General features: G+C 68.9%; 18 protein-coding genes. 10 read left to right on the top strand and 8 right to left on the bottom strand.

Going from position 1 to position 20,044, the window contains the following annotated elements; all coding sequences use genetic code 11:
- Nucleotides 1–6 precede the first annotated feature (6 nt).
- The 3 genes from aspS to ACTWPT_RS41730 are packed head-to-tail and all read right to left on the bottom strand — an operon-like array spanning nt 7 to nt 3,685.
- The gene (gene aspS / locus ACTWPT_RS41720; protein ID WP_443183063.1) at nt 7–1,752 is read right to left on the bottom strand and encodes an aspartate--tRNA ligase; all 1,746 of its coding nucleotides are present in this window, start codon (nt 1,750–1,752) and stop codon (nt 7–9) included.
- Nucleotides 1,749–3,005, bottom strand: coding sequence for a histidine--tRNA ligase (gene hisS, locus ACTWPT_RS41725; RefSeq protein WP_443183064.1), 1,257 nt, complete (start codon nt 3,003–3,005; stop codon nt 1,749–1,751). The genes aspS and hisS overlap by 4 nt, the downstream gene beginning before the upstream one ends.
- A complete protein-coding gene (locus tag ACTWPT_RS41730) occupies nt 3,005–3,685 on the bottom strand; it encodes an MBL fold metallo-hydrolase (protein WP_443183065.1) in 681 nt (226 codons plus the stop codon). Before ACTWPT_RS41730 ends, hisS begins: the two co-directional genes overlap by 1 nt.
- A 138-nt stretch (nt 3,686–3,823) precedes the next feature.
- On the opposite strand from ACTWPT_RS41730, the gene ACTWPT_RS41735 reads away from it, so the two are divergent.
- The 5 genes from ACTWPT_RS41735 to ACTWPT_RS41755 all read left to right on the top strand — a co-directional run bounded on the left by ACTWPT_RS41735 (nt 3,824) and on the right by ACTWPT_RS41755 (nt 7,763).
- Nucleotides 3,824–4,699, top strand: a complete 876-nt coding sequence (locus tag ACTWPT_RS41735; protein WP_443183066.1) for a peptidylprolyl isomerase — start codon at nt 3,824–3,826, stop codon at nt 4,697–4,699.
- Between the two features lie 62 nt (nt 4,700–4,761).
- Nucleotides 4,762–5,991: a DUF349 domain-containing protein gene (locus ACTWPT_RS41740; RefSeq protein WP_443183067.1), complete on the top strand. Its 1,230-nt coding sequence runs from the start codon at nt 4,762–4,764 to the stop codon at nt 5,989–5,991.
- A 70-nt stretch (nt 5,992–6,061) separates the two neighbouring features.
- A complete protein-coding gene (locus tag ACTWPT_RS41745; RefSeq protein ID WP_443183068.1) occupies nt 6,062–7,153 on the top strand; it encodes a cupin domain-containing protein in 1,092 nt (363 codons plus the stop codon).
- Between the two features lie 77 nt (nt 7,154–7,230).
- On the top strand, nt 7,231–7,440 hold the full coding sequence (locus ACTWPT_RS41750) for a hypothetical protein (protein WP_443183069.1): 210 nt from the start codon (nt 7,231–7,233) through the stop codon (nt 7,438–7,440).
- Nucleotides 7,437–7,763 (top strand): helix-turn-helix domain-containing protein, encoded by a 327-nt coding sequence (locus ACTWPT_RS41755; RefSeq protein WP_443183070.1) that lies wholly within the window; start codon nt 7,437–7,439, stop codon nt 7,761–7,763. Before ACTWPT_RS41750 ends, ACTWPT_RS41755 begins: the two co-directional genes overlap by 4 nt.
- A 186-nt stretch (nt 7,764–7,949) precedes the next feature.
- Here ACTWPT_RS41755 and ACTWPT_RS41760 read toward each other — a convergent pair whose 3' ends face one another.
- Both ACTWPT_RS41760 and ACTWPT_RS41765 read right to left on the bottom strand, forming a co-directional pair.
- Entirely contained in the window at nt 7,950–8,243 is a 294-nt protein-coding gene (locus ACTWPT_RS41760; protein ID WP_443183071.1) for a hypothetical protein, read from the bottom strand.
- Between the two features lie 56 nt (nt 8,244–8,299).
- A complete protein-coding gene (locus ACTWPT_RS41765) occupies nt 8,300–8,524 on the bottom strand; it encodes a hypothetical protein (protein WP_443183072.1) in 225 nt (74 codons plus the stop codon).
- Between the two features lie 29 nt (nt 8,525–8,553).
- On the opposite strand from ACTWPT_RS41765, the gene ACTWPT_RS41770 reads away from it, so the two are divergent.
- The 5 genes from ACTWPT_RS41770 to ACTWPT_RS41790 all read left to right on the top strand — a co-directional run bounded on the left by ACTWPT_RS41770 (nt 8,554) and on the right by ACTWPT_RS41790 (nt 15,576).
- The gene (locus ACTWPT_RS41770; RefSeq protein ID WP_443183073.1) at nt 8,554–9,138 is read left to right on the top strand and encodes an RNA polymerase sigma factor; all 585 of its coding nucleotides are present in this window, start codon (nt 8,554–8,556) and stop codon (nt 9,136–9,138) included.
- Nucleotides 9,138–10,196 (top strand): CU044_5270 family protein, encoded by a 1,059-nt coding sequence (locus ACTWPT_RS41775; RefSeq protein WP_443183074.1) that lies wholly within the window; start codon nt 9,138–9,140, stop codon nt 10,194–10,196. The genes ACTWPT_RS41770 and ACTWPT_RS41775 overlap by 1 nt, the downstream gene beginning before the upstream one ends.
- Nucleotides 10,197–10,288: 92 nt before the next feature.
- A complete protein-coding gene (locus ACTWPT_RS41780) occupies nt 10,289–11,170 on the top strand; it encodes a hypothetical protein (protein ID WP_443183075.1) in 882 nt (293 codons plus the stop codon).
- A gap of 833 nt (nt 11,171–12,003) precedes the next feature.
- The gene (locus ACTWPT_RS41785; RefSeq protein WP_443183076.1) at nt 12,004–15,144 is read left to right on the top strand and encodes a S8 family serine peptidase; all 3,141 of its coding nucleotides are present in this window, start codon (nt 12,004–12,006) and stop codon (nt 15,142–15,144) included.
- 144 nt (nt 15,145–15,288) lie between these two features.
- Complete coding sequence (locus ACTWPT_RS41790) at nt 15,289–15,576, top strand: hypothetical protein (RefSeq protein ID WP_443160609.1); 288 nt, start codon at nt 15,289–15,291, stop codon at nt 15,574–15,576.
- 309 nt (nt 15,577–15,885) lie between these two features.
- Here the strand turns inward: ACTWPT_RS41790 and ACTWPT_RS41795 are convergent, their stop codons facing one another.
- The 3 genes from ACTWPT_RS41795 to secF form a co-directional block, all read right to left on the bottom strand.
- Nucleotides 15,886–18,072: a RelA/SpoT family protein gene (locus ACTWPT_RS41795; RefSeq protein ID WP_443183077.1), complete on the bottom strand. Its 2,187-nt coding sequence runs from the start codon at nt 18,070–18,072 to the stop codon at nt 15,886–15,888.
- A 204-nt stretch (nt 18,073–18,276) separates the two neighbouring features.
- Complete coding sequence (locus ACTWPT_RS41800) at nt 18,277–18,795, bottom strand: adenine phosphoribosyltransferase (protein ID WP_443183078.1); 519 nt, start codon at nt 18,793–18,795, stop codon at nt 18,277–18,279.
- 259 nt (nt 18,796–19,054) lie between these two features.
- Nucleotides 19,055–20,044, bottom strand: coding sequence for a protein translocase subunit SecF (gene secF / locus ACTWPT_RS41805; protein WP_443183079.1), 990 nt, complete (start codon nt 20,042–20,044; stop codon nt 19,055–19,057).

The raw sequence follows: 20,044 nt of genomic DNA on the forward strand, positions 1-20,044 counted from the left end.
TTGCTTTCACGCCTTGGGCTGGGCGTCGACGCCCGCCTCCTTGCGCTGCTCGGGCGTGATCGGCGTGGGCGCGGCGGTGAGCGGGTCGAAGCCGGAGGCCGTCTTCGGAAAGGCGATCACGTCGCGGATCGAGTCGCCGCCGGACAGCAGCATGCAGATGCGGTCCCAGCCGTAGGCGATGCCGCCGTGCGGCGGCGGGCCGTACTTGAACGCTTCGAGCAGGAAGCCGAACTTGCTCTCCGCCTCCTCCTTGGAGATGCCGAGCACGTCGAAGACGCGCTGCTGCATCTCGGCCCGGTGGATACGGATCGAGCCGCCGCCGATCTCCATGCCGTTGCACACCATGTCGTAGGCGTAGGCGAGCGCCTCGCCCGGATGGTCCTGGAAGTTGTCGGCCCACTCCGGCTTGGGACCGGTGAACGGGTGGTGCACGGCCGTCCAGCCGATCTCGCGGCCGACCTCGTCGTGCACCGGCTCGAACATGGGGGCGTCGACGACCCACAGGAACGACCACGCCGACTCGTCGATCAGCCCGCAGCGCCGGCCGATCTCCAGGCGGGCGGCGCCCAGCAGGTCGCGGGAGGCGTGCCGGGGACCGGCCGCGAAGAAGATCGCGTCACCGGGAGCGGCACCGACCTTGGCCGCCAGCCCGCCGGCCTCCCCCTCGGACAGGTTCTTGGCGACGGGGCCGCCGAGCGTGCCGTCCTCCTGCACGAGCACGTAGGCCAGGCCCTTGGCGCCGCGCGAGCGGGCCCACTCCTGCCAGCCGTCGAGCTCCTTGCGGGTCTGCGAGGCCCCGCCCGGCATGACGACCGCGCCGACGTATTCGGCCTGGAAGACCCTGAAGGACGTGCTCGCGAAGTAGTCGGTCATCTCGACGAGCTCCTGGCCGAAGCGCAGGTCGGGCTTGTCGGAGCCGTAGCGGGCCATGGCGTCGGCGTACGTCATGCGCGGCAGCGGCGTCGGCAGCTCGTGGCCGGCGATCTCCTTCCACAGCCGGCCGATCAGCTTCTCGCCAACCTCGATGACGTCCTCCTGGTCCACGAAGGACATCTCGACGTCGATCTGGGTGAACTCCGGCTGCCGGTCCGCCCGCAGGTCCTCGTCGCGGTAGCACTTGGCGAGCTGGTAGTAGCGCTCGAGCCCGCCGACCTGCAGCAGCTGCTTGAACAGCTGGGGCGACTGCGGCAGGGCATACCAGCTGCCGGGCTGCAGGCGCACCGGCACGAGGAAGTCGCGGGCGCCCTCGGGGGTGGAGCGGGTCAGCGTCGGCGTCTCGACGTAGACGAAGCCGAGCTCGTGCATGACCTCGTTGGCGAGGTAGGTGGCCTTGGATCGGGTGCGCATCGCGGTGGCCACCTGCTGGCGGCGGATGTCGAGGTAGCGGTACTTCAGCCGCGCTTCCTCCGACACGCCCACGTTGCCCTCGATCGGGAACGGCAACGGCGCCGACTCGCTCAGCACCTCCACGGTGTCGGCCACGACCTCGATCCTGCCGGTGGGCAGGTCGGGGTTCTCGTTGCCCTCAGGGCGCAGGCGAACCTCGCCGACGACCTTCACGCAGTATTCGGCGCGCAGGTCGTGGGCGTGGTCCTCCTCGCGGAAGACCACCTGCGCCGAGCCGGAGGCGTCACGCAGGTCGATGAAGACCACGCCGCCATGGTCGCGGCGGCGGGCCACCCATCCCGCGAGCGTCACCTGCTGCCCGGCGTGCTCCTCGCGGAGCGACCCGGCCGTATGCGTGCGGATCACTGCACTTTCCCTTTCAAGAATTCGACGACCTTGGCCAAGGGCACCTCGGTCTGGTCAGCGGTGGTCAGGTCTTTCACTTGCACGGCCTCGGCCGCCAGGTCGCGCTCGCCCAGGATCAGCGCGAACGCGGCGCCCGAACGGTCGGCGCCCTTCATGGCGCCCTTGAGCCCCTTGCCGCCGTAGGCCATATCGGCGGCGACACCGGCCGCGCGCAGCTCGTTCACGAGCTTGAACATGGCGCGCGCCGCCTCGTCGCCCAGCGCCACACCGTACACCTCGCACCGAGGCGGGGCGGCGAGCGCGATGCCCTCCCTCTCCATGGCGATCACCGTGCGGTCGAGGCCGAGGCCGAAGCCGATGCCGGGCAGCGGTGGCCCGCCGATGGCCTCGGAGAGCCCGTCGTAGCGGCCGCCACCGCCGATGCCGGACTGTGCGCCCAGCAGCGGGTGGTCGAACTCGAAGGTGGTGCGGGTGTAGTAGTCGAGCCCGCGCACCAGCCTGGGCGCGTCCTCCCACGAGACGCCGAGGTCGGCCAGCAGCTGTTTGACCCGGTCGTGGTAGGCCTGGCAGGCAGGGCAGAGGTGGTCGCCGATGAGCGGCGCTCCCTCCAGCTGCGCACGGACCTCGGGGCGCCTGTCGTCGAGCACGCGCAACGGATTGATCTCGATTCGGGCCCTGGTGGCCTCGTCAAGGTCGAGCGCGCGCAGGAACTCCTGCAACCGGGCGCGGTAAGCCGGGCGGCACTCCTTGCAGCCCAGCGAGTTGAGCAGCAACCGCACCTGGGTGAGGCCGAGCGCGGAATACCACTGCCAGGCCAGCGCGATGGTCTCGGCGTCGACGGCCGGGTCCTCGCTGCCGATCGCCTCCAGGTCAAGCTGGTAGAACTGGCGGTAGCGGCCCTCCTGGGGCGCCTCGGCGCGGAAGACCGGGCCGTCGGTCCAGACCTTCACCGGGAGCTGGCCGCGGTGCAGGCCGTATTCCAGGACCGCGCGCAGCACGCCGGCGGTGAACTCCGGGCGCAGCGTCAGCGACCTGCCGCCGCGGTCGGTAAAGGTGTACATCTCCTTGCTCACGACGTCGGTGGACTCGCCGACGCCGCGCGCGAACAGCTGGGTGTCCTCGAAAACCGCGGTCTCGAGGTAGGCGTAGCCCGCACGCCTGGCCGTCTCCGCGAACGCTCCGCGAATCGCGTAGAACGTCGAGGCCTGCGGTGGGACGTACTCCTTGACGCCTTTGGGTGCTTGGAAGCTCATTAGATCCCTCGTGTGGGACCGGCGTGCGGCGCTGCTTCTTTCAAGTATGGGTTGGTAGCGCGCTCGCGGCCGATCGTGGTCTGTGGTCCGTGGCCCGGCAGGACGACCGTATCGTCAGGCAGCGGCAGGCACTTGGCAGCCAGGCTGCGCAGGATCGTCGGATAGTCGCCCCCCGGCAGATCAGAGCGTCCGATGGAGCCGGCGAACAGCAGGTCGCCCGAGAACATGATCTCGTCGTCAGGCAGCCGGAAGCTCACCGACCCCCTGGTATGGCCAGGCGTGTGGTCCACCACGAGCTCGAGGCCGGCGAGCTGCAGCACGGCGCCGTCGGTCAGCTCGCGCACGTCGTCGGGCTCGCTCAGCGTGAGGCCGCCGAACAGCGAGGCGCTCGTGTCCGACCAGCCCGCCGCCGGGTCGCTCAGCAGGTGGCGGTCCTCGGGGTGGATCCACGCGGGGACGTCGCGCGCTCCGCAGACCGGGGCGACCGACCAGACGTGGTCGAGGTGGCCGTGGGTGAGCAGGACCGCGACCGGCTTGAGCCGGTGCTCGCGCAGCAGCTCCTCGACACCGTCGGTCGCGTCCTGACCTGGATCGACGATCACGCACTCCTCACCGGCGGCGGGCGCGACGACGTAACAATTGGTCTGGAAGGCCCCTGCGGGGAAGCCTGCGATGAGCATCTGCCTCAGGTGATCTCGTCGAAAAGCCAATGGGAATGTAACCGAAGGGTACCGGTGCGGGTCGCCGGGCTGCGAATCATTACCCATTGGCCGATACGATTCGCCCACCTCAGTTGATTGACTATGGGAGGCAAAGCGGTGGCCACGGGGAAGGACCGGCAGAAGCAGCTGGCGCGCGAGCACCACGAGCGGCAGATGCAGCGCCGTCTCGAGCGCGAGCAGAAGGCCAAGCGCACGGCGATCATCGGCTCCACCGTGGGCGTGGTGATCGTCATCGGCGGCATCGTGGCGGCGGTGGCGCTGCTGGGCGGCAACGACCCGGCGACGGAGGCGGCCGCCTCGCCCACGGCGTCGCCCGCGGACACCGCCGCGGCGTCGCCCAGCGCGAACACGGGGCCGAAGCCGTACGACGCGGCGACCGGCACGTGCGATTACGCCAAGGACACCGCGGGCGGGCAGGTCAAGGACGTCGGCATGCCGCCGGCGAAGGTCAAGACCACGCCCGCGACGAAGACGATGACGTTCAAGACCAACCAGGGCGACATCGTGGTCGAGCTGAACAACGCCAAGGCGCCCTGCACGACCAACTCACTGGAGTTCCTGGCGAAGAAGAAATACTACGACGGCAGCAAGTGCCACCGGCTCGGCAGCGACAAGTTCCCGATGCTGCAGTGCGGCGACCCGACCGCCAAGGCCGACGGCAAGAGCCAGGACGGCTCGGGCGGCCCCGGCTACGTCATGGCCGAGGAGAACCTCCAGGGCGCCCAGTACAAGCGCGGCGTGATGGCGATGGCCAAAACCCAGGCGCCGGGCAGCACGGGCAGCCAGTTCTTCCTCGTTTACGGAGACATCGGACTCACCCCGGATTACACACCGGTGGGTACGATCACCAAGGGGCTGGACATCCTGGACAAGGTAAACAAAGCAGGCGTCATCGCCGACATGGGGGACGGGACGGGAGCACCGAAGCAAACCCTCGAAATCAAAGACGTGACAATCGCCGGCAAGAGCTGACGTAATACAAACTAGGGACGAAGTAGTCCCGAAGGGTCTGATGGATAGTGCGGGAGGACACGGTGAGCACCGACCCATGGGGCCGGGTAGACGACGACGGCACCGTCTACGTGCGTACGGCTGAGGGTGAGCGGGCCGTCGGCTCCTGGCAGGCCGGTGAACCCGAAGAGGCACTGGCCTACTTCCATCGCAAGTACGACGAGCTGGCGGGCCAGGTTCAGCTGCTCGAGCAGCGGGTCAGGGGCACCGATCTGGCTCCGGCGCAGGCCGAGGCCAGCATCGCCAAGCTGCGCGAGGCCGTCGCGGACGCCCACGCCATCGGCGACCTGGCCGCGCTGACCACCCGGCTGGACGGCCTGACGGAGCTGGTCGCCCAGCGCCGCGAGGAGGTCAAGGCGGCCCGCGAGCACGCGCGCGCCGAGGCCAGGGCGGTCAAGGAACGCATCGTCGGCGAGGCCGAGCGGATCGCCGATGAGACCACCCACTGGAAGTCGGGCGGCGAGCGGCTGCGCCAGCTGGTCGAGGAGTGGAAGGCCGCGGACCGCATCGACAGGGTCACCGAGGCGGCGCTGTGGAAGCGGCTGTCGGCCGCCCGCACGGCGTTCGCCAAGCGGCGCAAGCACTACTTCGCGGGGCTGGACGAGCAGCGCGAGGGCATTCGCGCGGCCAAGGAGCGCATCGTCGCCGAAGCCGAGGCGCTGGCCGACTCGACCGACTGGGGTCAGACCGCGGCTGTCTACCGCGAGCTGATGCAGCAGTGGAAGAGCGCGGGCCGGGCCTCGCGCGAGGCCGAGGATGAGCTGTGGGCCCGCTTCAAGGGCGCGCAGGACCAGTTCTTCCAGGCCCGTTCGGCGGTCTTCGCCGAACGCGACGCCTCGCTGGCGGCCAACGCACAGGTCAAGGAGGAGCTTCTCGCCGAGGCGGAGAAGATCCTCCCGGTCACGGACGTACGCACGGCCCGGGGCGCGCTGCGTCACATCCTGGAGCGCTGGGAGGCCGCGGGTCCGGTGCCGCGCGAGCAGCGCGACCGGCTCGAGGGCGGGCTGCGCAAGGTCGACGAGGCCGTGCGCAAGGCCGAGGACGCCGAGTGGAAGCGGTCCAACCCCGAGGCCAGAGCCCGCGCGCAGAGCACGGTCGACCAGCTGCGCACCTCGATCGAGCAGCTGGAGAAGCGGCTGGCCAAGGCGCAGGCGGCCGGGCGCGCCAAGGACGTCAAGGAGGCCGAGGAAGCCCTGGTGGCCCGCCGCTCCTGGCTCGAGGAGGCCGAGCGGACGCTGGCCGAGTTCAGCTGACGTGACTTTCCCCGCCCGATCGCGGGGAATCGGGCGGCACGCGGAGTGGCCTGCGATCTAGGCTTGCGCCATGGATCCCGTCAGCGTCGCTCGTGCTCTCGTCGAGGAGATGTTCCCGGGGGCCCTGTACGCCTTCGTCGGCGGCAGCGTGCTCACCGAGCAACGCACCAGCACCTCTGACCTGGACGTCGTCGTGGTGCTTGACGGCCTGCCCGTCCCCTACCGCGAGTCGCTGCGGTGGCGCGGGTGGCCGGTCGAACTGTTCGTGCACAGCGAGACCAGCCTGCACGCCTACCTCGACAAGGACTTCGACCGGCGGCAGCCGACCCTGGTGCGCATGTGCGCCGAGGGGGCGGTGCTGACCGACCGGACCAGCGGACGGGCCAGCGACCTGCAGGCGGCTCTGAGCGGGCGCCTGGCGGCCGGTCCCGGGGGATGGACGGACACGGAGGCCGAGCGGGCCAGATACGCGCTCTCCGACCTGCTGGACGACCTGTCAGGGGCGACGGATGCCGGCGAGCAGACGTTCATCCGGTGGCAGGTGGTGCAGGAGACGGCCAGGATGGCCCTGGGGTTCGGACGCAGGTGGCAGGGCAGCGGCAAGTGGCTGCTGCGCGAACTGCGCGCGCACGACCCGGACCTGGCCGCCGAGCTGCTCGCCGCGCATGATGACCCGGCAAGGCTGGCCGCCGTGGCCTCGGACGTGCTTGAGCGGGCGGGAGGGCGTCTCTGGGAGGGCTATCGGGCCGAGGGTGACCCGTTCCACCGGCCGCTGCGTCACGTGCCCTCAGAGGGGCTCTCGGGCGACACGGCGCAGAGCTCGGGCATGCGGCGGCTGGCCGCCATCAGCGGGGCCACCGCCGGGTCGGCGCGGTTGTGGATGGGGCAGACGCACGTCGCGCCCGCCACCCGGTCGTCCGACCATCACCACGGGGCGTCGGAGACGGCGATCTACGTGGTCAGCGGCACGCCGTCGTTCGTGTTCCTGGAGGGGGCGCGGGAGGTGCGGCTGGAGACCAAGCCCGGCGACTACATCTTCGTGCCGCCGTACGTGCCGCATCGCGAGGAGAACCCGGACCCGTCGCAGGAGGCGGTCGTCGTGATCGCCCGCAGCACTCAGGAGGCCATCGTCGTCAACCTCCCCGACCTCCGCCCCCGCTGACCCGCCCGGCGGCCCTCCGCTCCCGAACGTGTCCCCAGCCGCCAGGTAAGTCTTGATTGCGCTTGGGGTCACCGCACGTGGCATCGTTAGGCCTGGCAGGCCGGTCGCTTGTTCGGCCGCGTCGTGGCGAACGCGCCGTGCTGCGGATCGCCGCGAGCATGAGCGGCGGCATCCCGGTCGACTTGCGCGACGCGCTCACCGGCCTGGACCCGGTCAACCGCGGTCTGGCGACGACCGCAGTCGCTCACTCGGCCGGGCTACCCACCCTGGAGGGGGAGAGCACATGAGGTGGAACCTGCGGCTGGCCGCCGCCAACCGCGGTATCTGGAAGGCCAGCGAGTTGCAGCGCATGCTCGCCGACCGCGGGCTGACGATCAGCGCCGGGAAGATGTCCGGGTTGTGGTCGGGCGAGCCGGCCAGCATCAAACTCGACGACCTCGACGTCATCTGCGCCGTCCTCGGCTGCGGTGTCGACGAGTTGCTCATCCCCGAACCCGACAAGGTCAAGCGCACCGACGAACAGGCCGGTCAGCAGCCCGCAGCGGTCTCGTCCGCAGGTCCGTCGGTGACCCCCAAGCGGCGGGACGGACGCTCACTGCCGCCGGTGTGACATGACCCGTCGCGGATGCCCTCGACCACCCTCGACCTGCACCGGCTGTCTGGCCTGGGGATCATTGCCGCTGCGACTGTTCTGCGGAGCGTGTCAGTCCTTCGGCGTGAACCACGAGCCCGGCCAGTGCGCAGCTTGCCACCGGGTCGTTGCGCTGAAGAAGGGATACTGCCGACTGTGCTGGATTCAGGCCAGCCTGGAGGCCAGCACCTCACCCCAGGCACGGGGCACCGTCTTGGAGCCATTCCTGCGCAAGATCCGCCACCAGCAGCTCTTCCTGGCCGACTTGCAGCGTCCGCGTTCGAAGAACTCGCCGGTCGGGCGCCGTGGGCGCCGCAGGAGCCGGCATCGGCCCTTGAGCAGCAACCAATCGGTCAGTGGCGGTAGCGGGCTGACGCCATCGGACCTACCGCCATCCGGCGGTCCGATACAGGTGAGCTGCAGCACGGCGGCGAATGAGGTCGGTAAGACTGCTGTCACCAGGTACACGGGATTGCGTTAGCCCGATTCAGGCGTTCATTACGCGACAGGGATGATCAGCGGCGTCGACGGCCTGGGTCCTGATCAGCGAGCGCAGCGGCGACAGCTTCGGTGCTGGGCTGGACGTAAACGCCCAAGGTACCCAGGTTCCGGCGGCCGGACAGGGCCATGAGCATGGAGGCTGACCAGCCGTCTTCGGCGTTGAGGGCATGTTCCCGCCAGGTGGCTTCGATGGCCGCGCCGGAAATTGGCGTGAAGAAAACCTGCTGAGCGGCGAACACTGGGCGACAGTTGCCTTTGGAAGGACGCCATGACTGCACCACCTGACGCCGGCGATGTGATGGAAGACGTCACCGTGGTCGAGCGGTCGCTGGACGATCCCGAGCTTTTCGCCCTCCTGTACGACCGGTACTTCAAGGAGGTCTACCGCTATCTGGCCGCCCGGCTCGGCAGCGAGCACGCCGAGGACCTGGTCGCGGACGCCTTCCTGCTCGCGTTCAACGGCAGGCACGGCTTCGACCCGCACAGGGGCACCGTGCGGTCGTGGTTATTCGGCATCGCCACCAACGTCGTGGCCCGGCACCGCCGCAGAGAGGGGCGCCGCCTGAACGCGCTCAGCAAGCTCGCGGCTGAGGACTCCGCCGACGGGCACGAGGACCGGGTGACCTCGCAGCTCGCGGCCCAGGCCAGCCGGCCGGAGCTCGTACGGGGGCTGAAGGGCCTGGCTCAGGGCGATCGCGACGTGGTGTTCCTGTCCGTGTTCGGCGGGCTGGGCTACGAGGAGATCGCCACTGCCCTGGACATACCGGTCGGGACTGTCGGATCCCGGATCAACAGGGCACGGAAAAAGCTGCGCAAGACACTGGGCGACGTCAACCCGATCGGGGAATGGTGATGGACGAGCTGAAGTTGATCGAGGCCGTGTTCGCGGAGCCCGAGCCCACGCCAGAGGCGGCGGCCAAGGGGCGTGACCGCCTCCTCCGCCTCACCCGCCAGGCACAGGCGTCACGGCTGGACCGTCCGCGCCGCAGGTGGCCAGCCGCGCTGCCGATCCGGCGAGTCGCCCTGGTCGGCGCCATAGCGATGCTGCTCACCGGCGGCATCATCGCCACCCAGGTGAGTCTGGGTGGCTCCGACCCGCGTACCCCCGGATACCTCATCGCCGCCCCCCCGGCTGACGCCAAAGCGCTGCTCACCCTGGCCGCGCGGGCCGCCGCCGGCCAGCCTGACACCGTGCCGGCCCGCGGCCAGTACGTCCACACCAAGACGCTGGCCCAGCACAGCCTGTACACCAAGGACGAGTCAGGCCGGACGCTCTACACCAACGTGCTGGTCAACGAGGAGCGCTGGGAAGCCGCCGACGTGGGCAAGCCCTGGCTGAGCCGCAGCCAGAACCTGTCGGCCACAGGACCAGCGCCCCGCAAGTACTGGGACCGCGGCGTCGAGGACATCGTGTCCGAGGCGGCAGCCTGCCCCGGCCAGCCGGCATACGCCCGGCTGGGCGCCTGGCCAACAGACCCCGCCCAGGTACGCGCGAAGATCGTGGCCGACACCGGCGAGAAGCCGCTGCGCATCTGGCGCTCCCTCCAGAGCCTGGTCGCCGAATCCGTAGTACGGCCCAGCCTGGGCGCCGCGCTGTACCAGGTCGCCGCTGAGCTGGACGGCATCGTGCTCATCCCCGACACCGTCGACGTCACCGGCCGCCCCGGCCTGGCCGTCGCCATGGACGAGGGCAACGGCACCCGGTCCGAGCTGATCTTCGATCGGACGACCTATCGCTACCTGGGCGAGCGCACGGTCAACACCAGCGACCACAAGGTGAAAACGCCCTCCGGCGGCGAGTACACCGAGAAGAAGGGCGTGGTGACCGGCACCGCGGTGCTCGCCGTCGATCTCGCCCCCAGCTTGCCCGAGGTGTCGCCGAAGGCGTCCCGCATGAAAATCCCCTGCTGAGACTTTCCCCTGATCCGGCCTTTCCGCCGTGAGTTGTGTTTCGCATGCCCTCAAATCGATCCGGCATGCCCCAAGAAAGAAGGATCACATCCATGTTCATCGCCAAGGCGATCGCGGCCACCCTGCTCGCCGGCTCGTTCGGCGGCCTCACCTCACCGCCGTCGGGGGACGCCGCCGCGTACGAGAAGCAGACCCAACTGGAGGCCAAGCGCGTCGCCTGCATGACGGAGCGGGGCCTGGACTACGTGGCCTCGCCGGAGCCTCGGTACAAGTGGCAGCCCGGGCAGCAGGAGCGGCTCGCGGGTGACCTGGAGGCGCTGCGGGCGTACCGGGCCAAGTACGGCTTCGGTGTCTGGTCCCCGAACGTTTATCCGAAGGACAAGGTCGTCAACCCCGTCCAGCACGAGAACCCGAACGACAAGATGCTGATGTCGCTCTCGGCCGGCCATCTGAAGAAGTGGCGCGTCGCCGACGAGTCCTGCTTCTCCCAGGCGGTCAAGGAGGTGCTGGGCAAGACCGTCACCTCCCAGGACGACTACCACGACCAGCTCGAAGCGGCGGAGCGGAAGTCATTGAGCGTCCTCGACCAGGACAAGCAGCTCGTCCGGCTGGGCAAGCAGTTCGCCGCGTGCCTGGGCGTCAGCCGGACCGAGCCGACCGCGCTGGACGGTCTGAGCCACACGAAGATCGTGCGGCAGGCTTCGGACGTCGCCAAGAAGGCGTGGAAGAGCGAGCTGCCCAAGGCGCCCCGGGGCAAGACCGTCATCTTCCGGCCGAACCTGAAGCCCGCACAGGCCAGGCCGTACCTGGACAAGGAGATCAAGGCGGCGCTGAAGGACCTGGAGTGCGGTAAGGACTTCTACCCCGCTTACTCCCCCAAGGCCATGGAGATCACGTCGCGGGTCTACCAGGAGTTCGGCCGGGAGGGCGCGGCTCAGGCCATCCCGTCCAGGATCTACCGCAAGCTCGTCTGACGCAGCGCTCCCGGGGTGCCGCTCGTGGCGCCCCGGGAGCGGCGCCCCTCGCGACCACGAGTGACGAGTTCGGAAAGGCATGAGCATGATCAGAGTTCTGCTCTCGCTGGCGCCCTTAGGACCTCAAGGCCGGACTTCCTGGTCGCCAAGCACGCTATCGCCACCGTTACCAGACCGGACGACCTCGACTCCATCACCTTCCCCGATCCAGCGGCCGAGGCCCGGCCGACCCACTGGCTGACCACGATCAGCCTCCGCTGGGAGAGCACACTGATCAGCGCCCCGCCCGGTCGCCGATCGGCTGGCCGCCGCCGCGATGCACCTGCCGTGCTCAGTCACGCTCGGCACCACCGAGCGGGAACGCGTCATCGACACCATTCGCCACGCCCTCACCTGACTCGCCGCCCCCCTTCGTCCTGGAGCCTCCATGCCGCCTGTCTCCCGACGCGTCCATCTCCGAGGTCCACTGCTGACCAGAAGTACGGCAGAGTTGCTTCCCAGGCCATCAGCGTCTCTGCCTCATCGGAGGACTTCCGTGGGCGAGGGCGGTGGTGATGATCGCGGACTCTCCTGATCCGGCCATTGCCCCGCCACCAACCGGTGATGATCGCCTTCCCGCGACATGGTGATCTTGCGCCTCGGCGCCGGCCTCGACGAACCATCCATTCGGGGATCGGGTCAAGCGCTACGAGCCCCTTCCCGGCCCGCATATCCCGACTCGGCGATGGCGCGTGAACCTATCGAGCCTGCGGCGTCGAGAACTGATGTCAACTCTCCGCACATCGACCATGAGAGAGCAGATGAAATTAACCCACGCAACTATCGCCATGATGGTGGCGGTATCTGTCATCGCAGGCGGCACCACGAGCGCCGCGCAGGCGGCCGAGCCGGTAGCTCCCGTGGCCGGGGTGTCGGGCTCGGTGACGCTGCTGACCGGTGACCGGGTGACCGTCACAGCGAACGGTTACCGGATCGAGCCTGGCCCGGGCAGAAAAGATCGCTTCGACGTTCAGCGCCGTCAGGGTCACCTTCACGTCATTCCAGAGGACGCCAAACGGCTGCTGGCCCAGGGCCTGCTGGATGAGCGCTTGTTCGACGTCACGCAGCTGCTCACCTGGCGGTACGGCGACGCCTACAAGGCGGAGATACCGCTGATCGTCCAGTCCGCCAAGGGGAAGGCGGCACAGGCGCTCAGCGGAGCGCGGAAGGCCAAGGAACTGGCCGGGCTCGGACTGGCCACCACGAGCGTCTCCAAAGCGACGGCGGGCCAGACCTGGCAGAGCCTGGTCGGCGGCGCCCGATCACTGGCCGCGGGCAAGTCGAAGATCTGGCTGGACGGGAAGCGGCCCATCACCCTTGACCAGAGTGTCAAGCAGATCGGGGCTCCGCAGGCGTGGCAACAGGGGCTGACCGGAGCCGGTGTCACGGTCGCCGTGCTCGACTCCGGTTACGACGCCACCCATCCCGATCTCAAGGATGTGGTCACGCAGTCGCGGAACTTCTCCGACGAACCCGACGTCACCGATGGCGTCGGCCACGGTACCCATGTCGCTTCCATCGTGGCGGGAGCTGGAGAGAAGTATCGGGGCGTCGCGCCGGGCGCGAAGATCGCGCTTGGCAAGGTCGGCGGAGAGTACGTCAACGAATCGGCCGTATTGGCGGGCATGGAATGGGCCGCCGCCGAGGTCAGAGCGAAGATTATCAACATGAGCATCGGTGGCCCGGACACGCCCGGCATCGATCCGCTGGAGCACGCCGTCAACACCTTGTCAGCGCGTACGGGAGCGTTGTTCGTCATCGCGGCGGGCAACGACGCAGTACCCGGCTCGGTCAGCAGTCCGGGCAGCGCCGAGGCGGCACTTACGGTCGGCGCGGTCGACAAGTCCGACCAGATGGCCGAATTCTCCAGCCGCGGCCCCAGACTGGGCGATCACGCGATCAAGCCCGACGTGACCGCTCCTGGCGTCGGCATCATGGCGGCGGCCGCGCAGGGCACGGCAGACGGCCCGTACGTCGCCCATAGCGGCACCTCCATGGCGGCGCCGCACGTCGCGGGCGCGGCGGCGATCCTCGCCCAGCAGCACCCGGCCTGGAATGGCGAGCAGCTCAAGGCCGCGCTCATCGGCAGCGCCGCGCCGCAGGCCGGCGCCAGGCACTTCGACCAGGGCGCCGGACGCGTCGACGTGGTCCGGGCGGTCGGGCAGCAGGTGTACGCCAGTCCCGCGAACGTCGGCACGATCTTCCGCTGGGGCGGATCCGGCGGGCGGCAGGCGACCAAGGAGATCTCCTACACCAACGCCGGCGACTCTGTGGTCACGCTGAACCTCACCGTGGACGGCGACGTGCTGCGCACCTCGGCACAGCGGGTCGAGGTGCCCGCCAAGGGTACGGCATCGGTCACCGTGACAATCGACGGGACCGGCAAGCAGCCCGGTGATCACCCGGGCACCATCACGGCCCGATCAGGTGACCTTATCGTCCGTACCGTTGCCACCGCGTACGTGGAGCCGGAAGCCTACGACGTGAAGATCAGCGCACTCGGCACCGACGGCCGGGCCGTAGACGCGATCGGGGAGTTCTACAACGGCAAGGGCGAGAGTCTCCGGATGGTCCTTCTCGGCGCGCCGGACACCTACCGGCTCCCCGCCGGTGAGTGGAGCCTGTACGTGGACATCTACGAAGGCACGCGCATCACGACCACGCACCTGCCGGTGAAGGTCGGTGAACAGGGCAGGGAGATCGTTCTGGACACGCGCCAGGCCAAACCGATCAAGTTCACCCTGGACGAGCCCACGGCTGTCACCAGCGGGTGGACCGAGATGTGGGTGATCAACGGTTCGTGGTACCTCGGCTGGGCCGGAGGCAGGCCCGACCCCAGCGCCGTGTACTTCGTGCTCGCCTCCAAGCAACCCGGCCTCAAGTACGTCACCAGGATGCATTTCCACACGAAGGACGCCTCTCCCACCCCCGTCCGCTACGACCTGGTGGACGAACGCCACGACGGCATCCCCGAAGACCCCACCTACACGGCCAGGGTGAAGGACCTCGACAAGGTGACCACGACCTTCCGCGGCGCCGGAACGGCCGCGAAGGGCACCTACTTCGTGGCGACCGCCATCGAAGGCATTTCTGACGGATTCCTGACCCCCACGAACGATGTGCCGCTGCCGGGCAAGCTGACGGAATACCGGACGCGAGGGCACAAGTGGTCCAGCGCTCTGCGCGTCGGCGAATCCGTGGTCACTGGGGCCACGGGACCCACCGGCGACGGCGGCGATCGGCAGACGTGGGGCGTTGCGGTGAGCGGCCCGTCCTTCGCCACTTTGGGCGCCTGGCGGGAGGGGGACACCGTGACGTTCGACGGCGCCCGGCTGTTCTCCGAGGGCGTGCCCGGCCGGGTCGGCATGGATGGCGCGGCCACCGGCACCGTCAGCCTCGCCAAGGGCGATCAGGTCGTCTTCATGATCGACTACACCAGGTGCGGGCGGTGGGAGGTCGATTCCTGCCGGTTGACCGCCGGCCTTCCCGCGGAGCCCGCTAGGTACACGCTCAGCGCGACGGCCGGCCGGCAGGTGCCGTACTCCACGTTGTCCACGAAGGTGGAATCGACGTGGACGTTCCGCTCGGCGAGCACCGCGAAGCGGGAAGCGCTGGCCCTGACGGCGATCCGTTACTCGCCCAAGGGGCTGGACGAGTACAACCGCGCCAAGCCCGGATCGTCCACCCGGGTGCCGATCTGGATCGAACGCAATCCCGGCGCTCCCGCGGCGGCCGTGAAGTCCATTCACCTGCAGATGTCCGTCGATGACGGAGCGACCTGGCGCGACATCCGGGTCAGGGCCGAGGGCTCGGGCTGGACGGCGCAGCTGACCAACCCGCGCACGGCAGGCTTCGTGTCCCTGCACGCCACGTCGACCGATACCGCGGGCAACACCGTCAGCCAGACCATCCACCGCGCCTACGCGGTCGGATAACCCTCCCCACAGGGCGGTTTCTCCAAAGGCGCGAGCCTCATTCGACGTGGTGAAGCCGCCCTGCTTCGTCGGCATCCAACTCCAAGACCGCGGTGCCGGTTCGGTGCGGTCAGCGTCGGGTGGTGGACGCGTTCCTGGCCGCATTTGATCATCAACCAGCAGACCGCGATGGAGACCGGCCCGGTCAGCAAGGTCCATCTCACCGACTCCTTCCGCGGCCATACCGCCACCTTGGAACGGCTCCGCGTCCATCGCCAACTCGACGAGGCTCTGACAAACGGCCCGGACCCTCTCCACCTTGCCGCGGTGTTCGGCCTCGATCCCAAGACCGCCATCCGCTACGCCGACGCCGCCCAGCGGCTCTTGACGAGCACTGCGGAGGAACAGGACCCCGCCAGTCGAGACGAACCCAAGGGCCAAAATCGTCCATGAAGCCTGAAGACCCCTGGGTTCAGCGTGAGGAACCTTCAGTTCGCCCGAACTCTGGGAAATCTCGGCCGGCCAGGGCCGTCGCCCTGCCAATGTTCCTGAGGCGGGCGCTGTTCCGGAGACCGGCAGTGGCGGGCGCTCCGCGAAGGCGAGCAAACGCCTCCCGACGAGCCGCCCGGCAAAGGACGTCAGCCAGCGCGCCGAAGCCGTGGCGAGGCGCCGGCCGCGCCGCACCGAGGCGGTGAGCGCCGGACGCTGTCCCTGCGGTGAGTGGCGGACGCTGCCTTGGTGGCCGACGGCGACCCGGCCGGGTCAGCCGCCGGCGCCGCTTACCCGGTAGACGTCGAAGACGCCCTGGATGCTGCGCACGGCCTTCAGGACGTGCCCCAGGTGCTTCGGGTCGCCCATCTCGAACGTGAACTTGCTGATCGCCACCCGATCCCGTGACGTCGTGACCGACGCGCTCAGAATGTTGACGTGCTGGTCGGACAACGTCCGGGTGACGTCGGACAGCAGGCGCGGCCGATCCAGCGCCTCCACCTGGATGGCCACCAGGAAGACACTGTCGTCGCTCGGCGACCAGCTGACCTCCACCAGCCGGTCCGGCTGCGTCTTCAGCTGCTGCACGTTGGTGCAGTCACCCCGGTGCACGGACACGCCGTGCCCGCGGGTGACGAATCCGACGATCTCGTCACCGGGCACCGGGGTGCAGCACTTCGACAGGCGTACCCACACGTCGGCGTCCCCGGCCACCACGACGCCCGCGCCGCCCGCACCCCGGGGACGGCCACGCAGCCGGGTCGGCAGGGCGGTCTCGGCGATGTCCTCCTCGGCGCTGTCGACGCCGCCGATCGAGGCCACGAGTTTCTGCACGACGGCCTGCGCCGCGATGTGCCCCTCCCCCACGGCCGCGTACAGCGCGGACACGTCGGGGTAGCGCAGGTCGCGGGCCAGCGCCAGCAGCGCCTCGCCGGACATCAACCGCTGCAGCGGGAGTCCCTGCTTGCGCATGGCGCGGCCGATGGCCTCCTTGCCCGCCTCGATCGCGGTCTCGCGGCGCTCCTTGGAGAACCACTGCCGGATCTTGTTGCGGGCCCGGCCCGACTTGACGAACTTCAGCCAGTCGCGCGACGGCCCGGCGTCCGGCGACTTGGAGGTGAAGATCTCGACGGTGTCGCCGTTTCCGAGCCGCGACTCCAGCGGCACCAGCCGCCCGTTGACTCGGGCCCCGATGCAGCGGTGGCCCACCTCGGTGTGGACGGCGTAGGCGAAGTCGACGGGGGTGGCACCCTCAGGCAGGGCGATGACCTGCCCCTTCGGGGTGAACACGTAGACCTCGGACACCGACAGGTCGAAGCGGAGCGAATCCAGGAACTCGCCCGGGTCGGAGGTCTCCTTCTGCCAGTCGAGGAGCTGGCGCAGCCAGGCCATGTCGCTGCCGGGCTTCACCTTTCCGGGCGGGGCTCCGACCTCCTCTTTGTACTTCCAGTGCGCGGCCACGCCGTACTCGGCCCTGTGGTGCATCGCGTGGGTGCGGATCTGCAGCTCCACCGGCTTGCCCTCGGGACCGATCACCGTCGTGTGCAGCGACTGGTACATGTTGAACTTGGGCATCGCGATGTAGTCCTTGAACCGCCCAGGCACCGGGTTCCACCGGGCGTGGATGGTCCCGAGCGCCGCGTAGCAGTCGCGCACGGTGTCGACCAGGACGCGGATGCCCACCAGGTCGTAGATGTCGTCGAACGCCACATCACGCGCGATCATCTTCTGGTAGACCGAGTAGTAGTGCTTCGGCCGGCCCTTGACCACCGCTCGGATCTTCGCCTCGCGCAGGTCGCCGGAGACCTTCTCGATGACCTCCTGCAGGAACAGGTCCCTGCGCGGCGCCCGCTCCGACACCATGCGCGCGATCTCGTCGTAGCGCTTGGGGTAGAGCATGGCGAAGGCGAGGTCCTCGAGCTCCCACTTGATCGTGTTCATGCCCAGGCGGTGGGCCAGCGGCGCGAAGATCTCCAGGGTCTCGCGGGACTTCTGGTGCCGCTTGTGCTCGGGCAAGTAGCGCATGGTGCGCATGTTGTGCAGCCGGTCGGCCAGCTTGATGATCAGCACGCGGATGTCACGTGCCATGGCGACGACCATCTTGCGCACGGTCTCGGCCTGCGCGGCGTCGCCGAACTTCACCTTGTCCAGCTTGGTCACGCCGTCGACCAGGGACGCGATGGTCTCGCCGAAGTCGCCGCGCAGCTCGTCGAGGCTGTAGGCGGTGTCCTCGACCGTGTCGTGCAGCAGCGCCGCGCACAACGTCTCGTCGTCGGTGCCGAGCTCGGCCAGGATGGTGGCCACGGCGAGCGGGTGCGTGATGTACGGGTCGCCGGACTTCCGCTTCTGGTCACGGTGGTGGTAGGCGGCGACGTCGTAGGCACGCTCGATCACGCGCAGGTCGGCCTTGGGGTGGGTGGCGCGGACCGTGCGGAACAGCGGCTCCAGCACAGGGTTCATGGCCCCACCCCCAAACCTCCGCCGGCGCGTCGCTGGTACGCCGCTCGGCTCGGCACTGCCGGAGTCGGTTACGTCGGGCACGACCGCATCACGGGGCACTCAGACTCCTCCCGCAATGACTCCTCACGCGATTTGGCTCCTCACGTTCGAGTCCAGATCCCCCAGTGTATCCAGGTGGCAAAGGCCGGCTGTCGCGGGCCGGGCTCAGACGATCACCAGGGAGTGCAACTCCACTCCCGTCAAACGCTCACGGCCCTTGAGAAATGCCAGCTCCATGAGCACCGCGATGCCCACGACGTCGCCGCCGGCCCGCTGCACCAGCTCCACGGTCGCCTTCGCCGTGCCGCCCGTGGCGAGCACGTCGTCGACGATGAGGACCCGGTCACCAGGCGCGAAAGCGTCGCGGTGCACCTCGATGGTCGCGGAGCCGTACTCCAGATCGTAGGACTCTTCGAAGGTCTCGGCGGGCAGTTTCCCCTTCTTCCGCACCGGCACGAAACCGGCCCCCGCCCGGTACGCCACAGGCGCGGCCAGGATGAATCCGCGTGCCTCGATCCCCACGATCTTGTCCACCTGGTGCAGCCCGGCCAGCTCGTCCACCACGGCCGCCATCGCCACCGGGTCCGCCAGGAGCGGGGTGATGTCCTTGAACATGACTCCCGGCTTCGGATAATCCGGGATGTCCCGGATCCGATCCAAGATCATCGTGCGCAGCTCGCTCATGGGGTGTCCCTCGCCTCTCTCCACCGGCCGTGTGCCGGGCTCCATGATGGTGCATGCCAGCCCTCATGCCGACCAGTCCCGCCCCACTCCCGCCGCCCAGGACGCCCTCCCCGCCCCTCCGCGACGTCCTCCGACCATTTCCCCTGCGATCGGCGGGCGGCGGCACGTCAAGCCCGTGACGGCCGGCGGGGGCCTGGGCCGGGCACAACGCGACGCCCCCGCCCGGTCACGGGCGAGGGCGTCGGCCATGCGGTCCGGGCTACCCCTTGGCTACCGCGGTGCTTTTGGAACCCTTCTTGCCACCACCCGTGGAGGCCAGCCTCCTGGCGATGGCCTGGTACTTCGGCTCGCGTTCCTTCAGCGTCACCAGCAGCGGCGTGGCCACGCAGAGCGAGGAGTACGTGCCGACGATCATGCCGACGAACAGGGCCAGCGACAGGTCCTTCAGCGTGCCCGCGCCGAGCAGCGTGGTCCCGATGAACAGGATCGCCGCCACCGGCAGGATCGCGACCAGCGAGGTGTTCAGCGACCGGATCAGCGTGTGGTTGAGCGCGTTGTTGGCCGCCATCGAGTACGTCATCTTCGACGTGTGCCCCAGCTTGGCCGTGACCTCCTTGATCATGTCGAACACGACGACCGCGTCGTAGAGCGAGTAACCGAGGATGGTCAGGAAGCCGAGCAGCGTCGCCGGCGTGACCTCGAACCCCGACCAGGCGTAGATGCCGGCCGTGATCACGAGGTCGTGGACGAGCGCGACGATGGCTGCGAGCGCCATCTTCGGCTCGAACGCCATCGACAGGTACAAGATGATCGCCAGCATGAACACGGCCAGGCCGATCCAGGCCTTGTTGGACACCTCACCGCCCCAGGACGGGCCGATGGACTGAACGCTGACCTCCCCGACCGGGGTGTCGAAGTCCTTGGCGATCTCGGACTGCACCTGGGTCAGCTGGCTTTCGGAAAGGCTCTCGGTGGTGACCCGCCAGCCCTCACCGGCCGACTGCACGATCACCTGGTGCACGCCCTCATCGAGAACGGACTCGCGGATCTGCTCGACGGTGACCTGAGAGGCGGCCTTGAACGAGAAGACCGTGCCACCCTTGAACTCCACGCCCAGGTTGAGGCCATTGAACAGCAATCCGGCCAGCGACACGAGCAGCAGGAAGCCGGACAGGCTGTACCACAGCCTCCATTTGCCGACGAAGTCGACGTCGATCTCGCCGCGGTAGAGGCGACGCGCGAGTCCCAT

The organism is Nonomuraea sp. 3N208, assembly GCF_052245935.1.
Taxonomy (GTDB): Bacteria; Actinomycetota; Actinomycetes; order Streptosporangiales; family Streptosporangiaceae; genus Nonomuraea.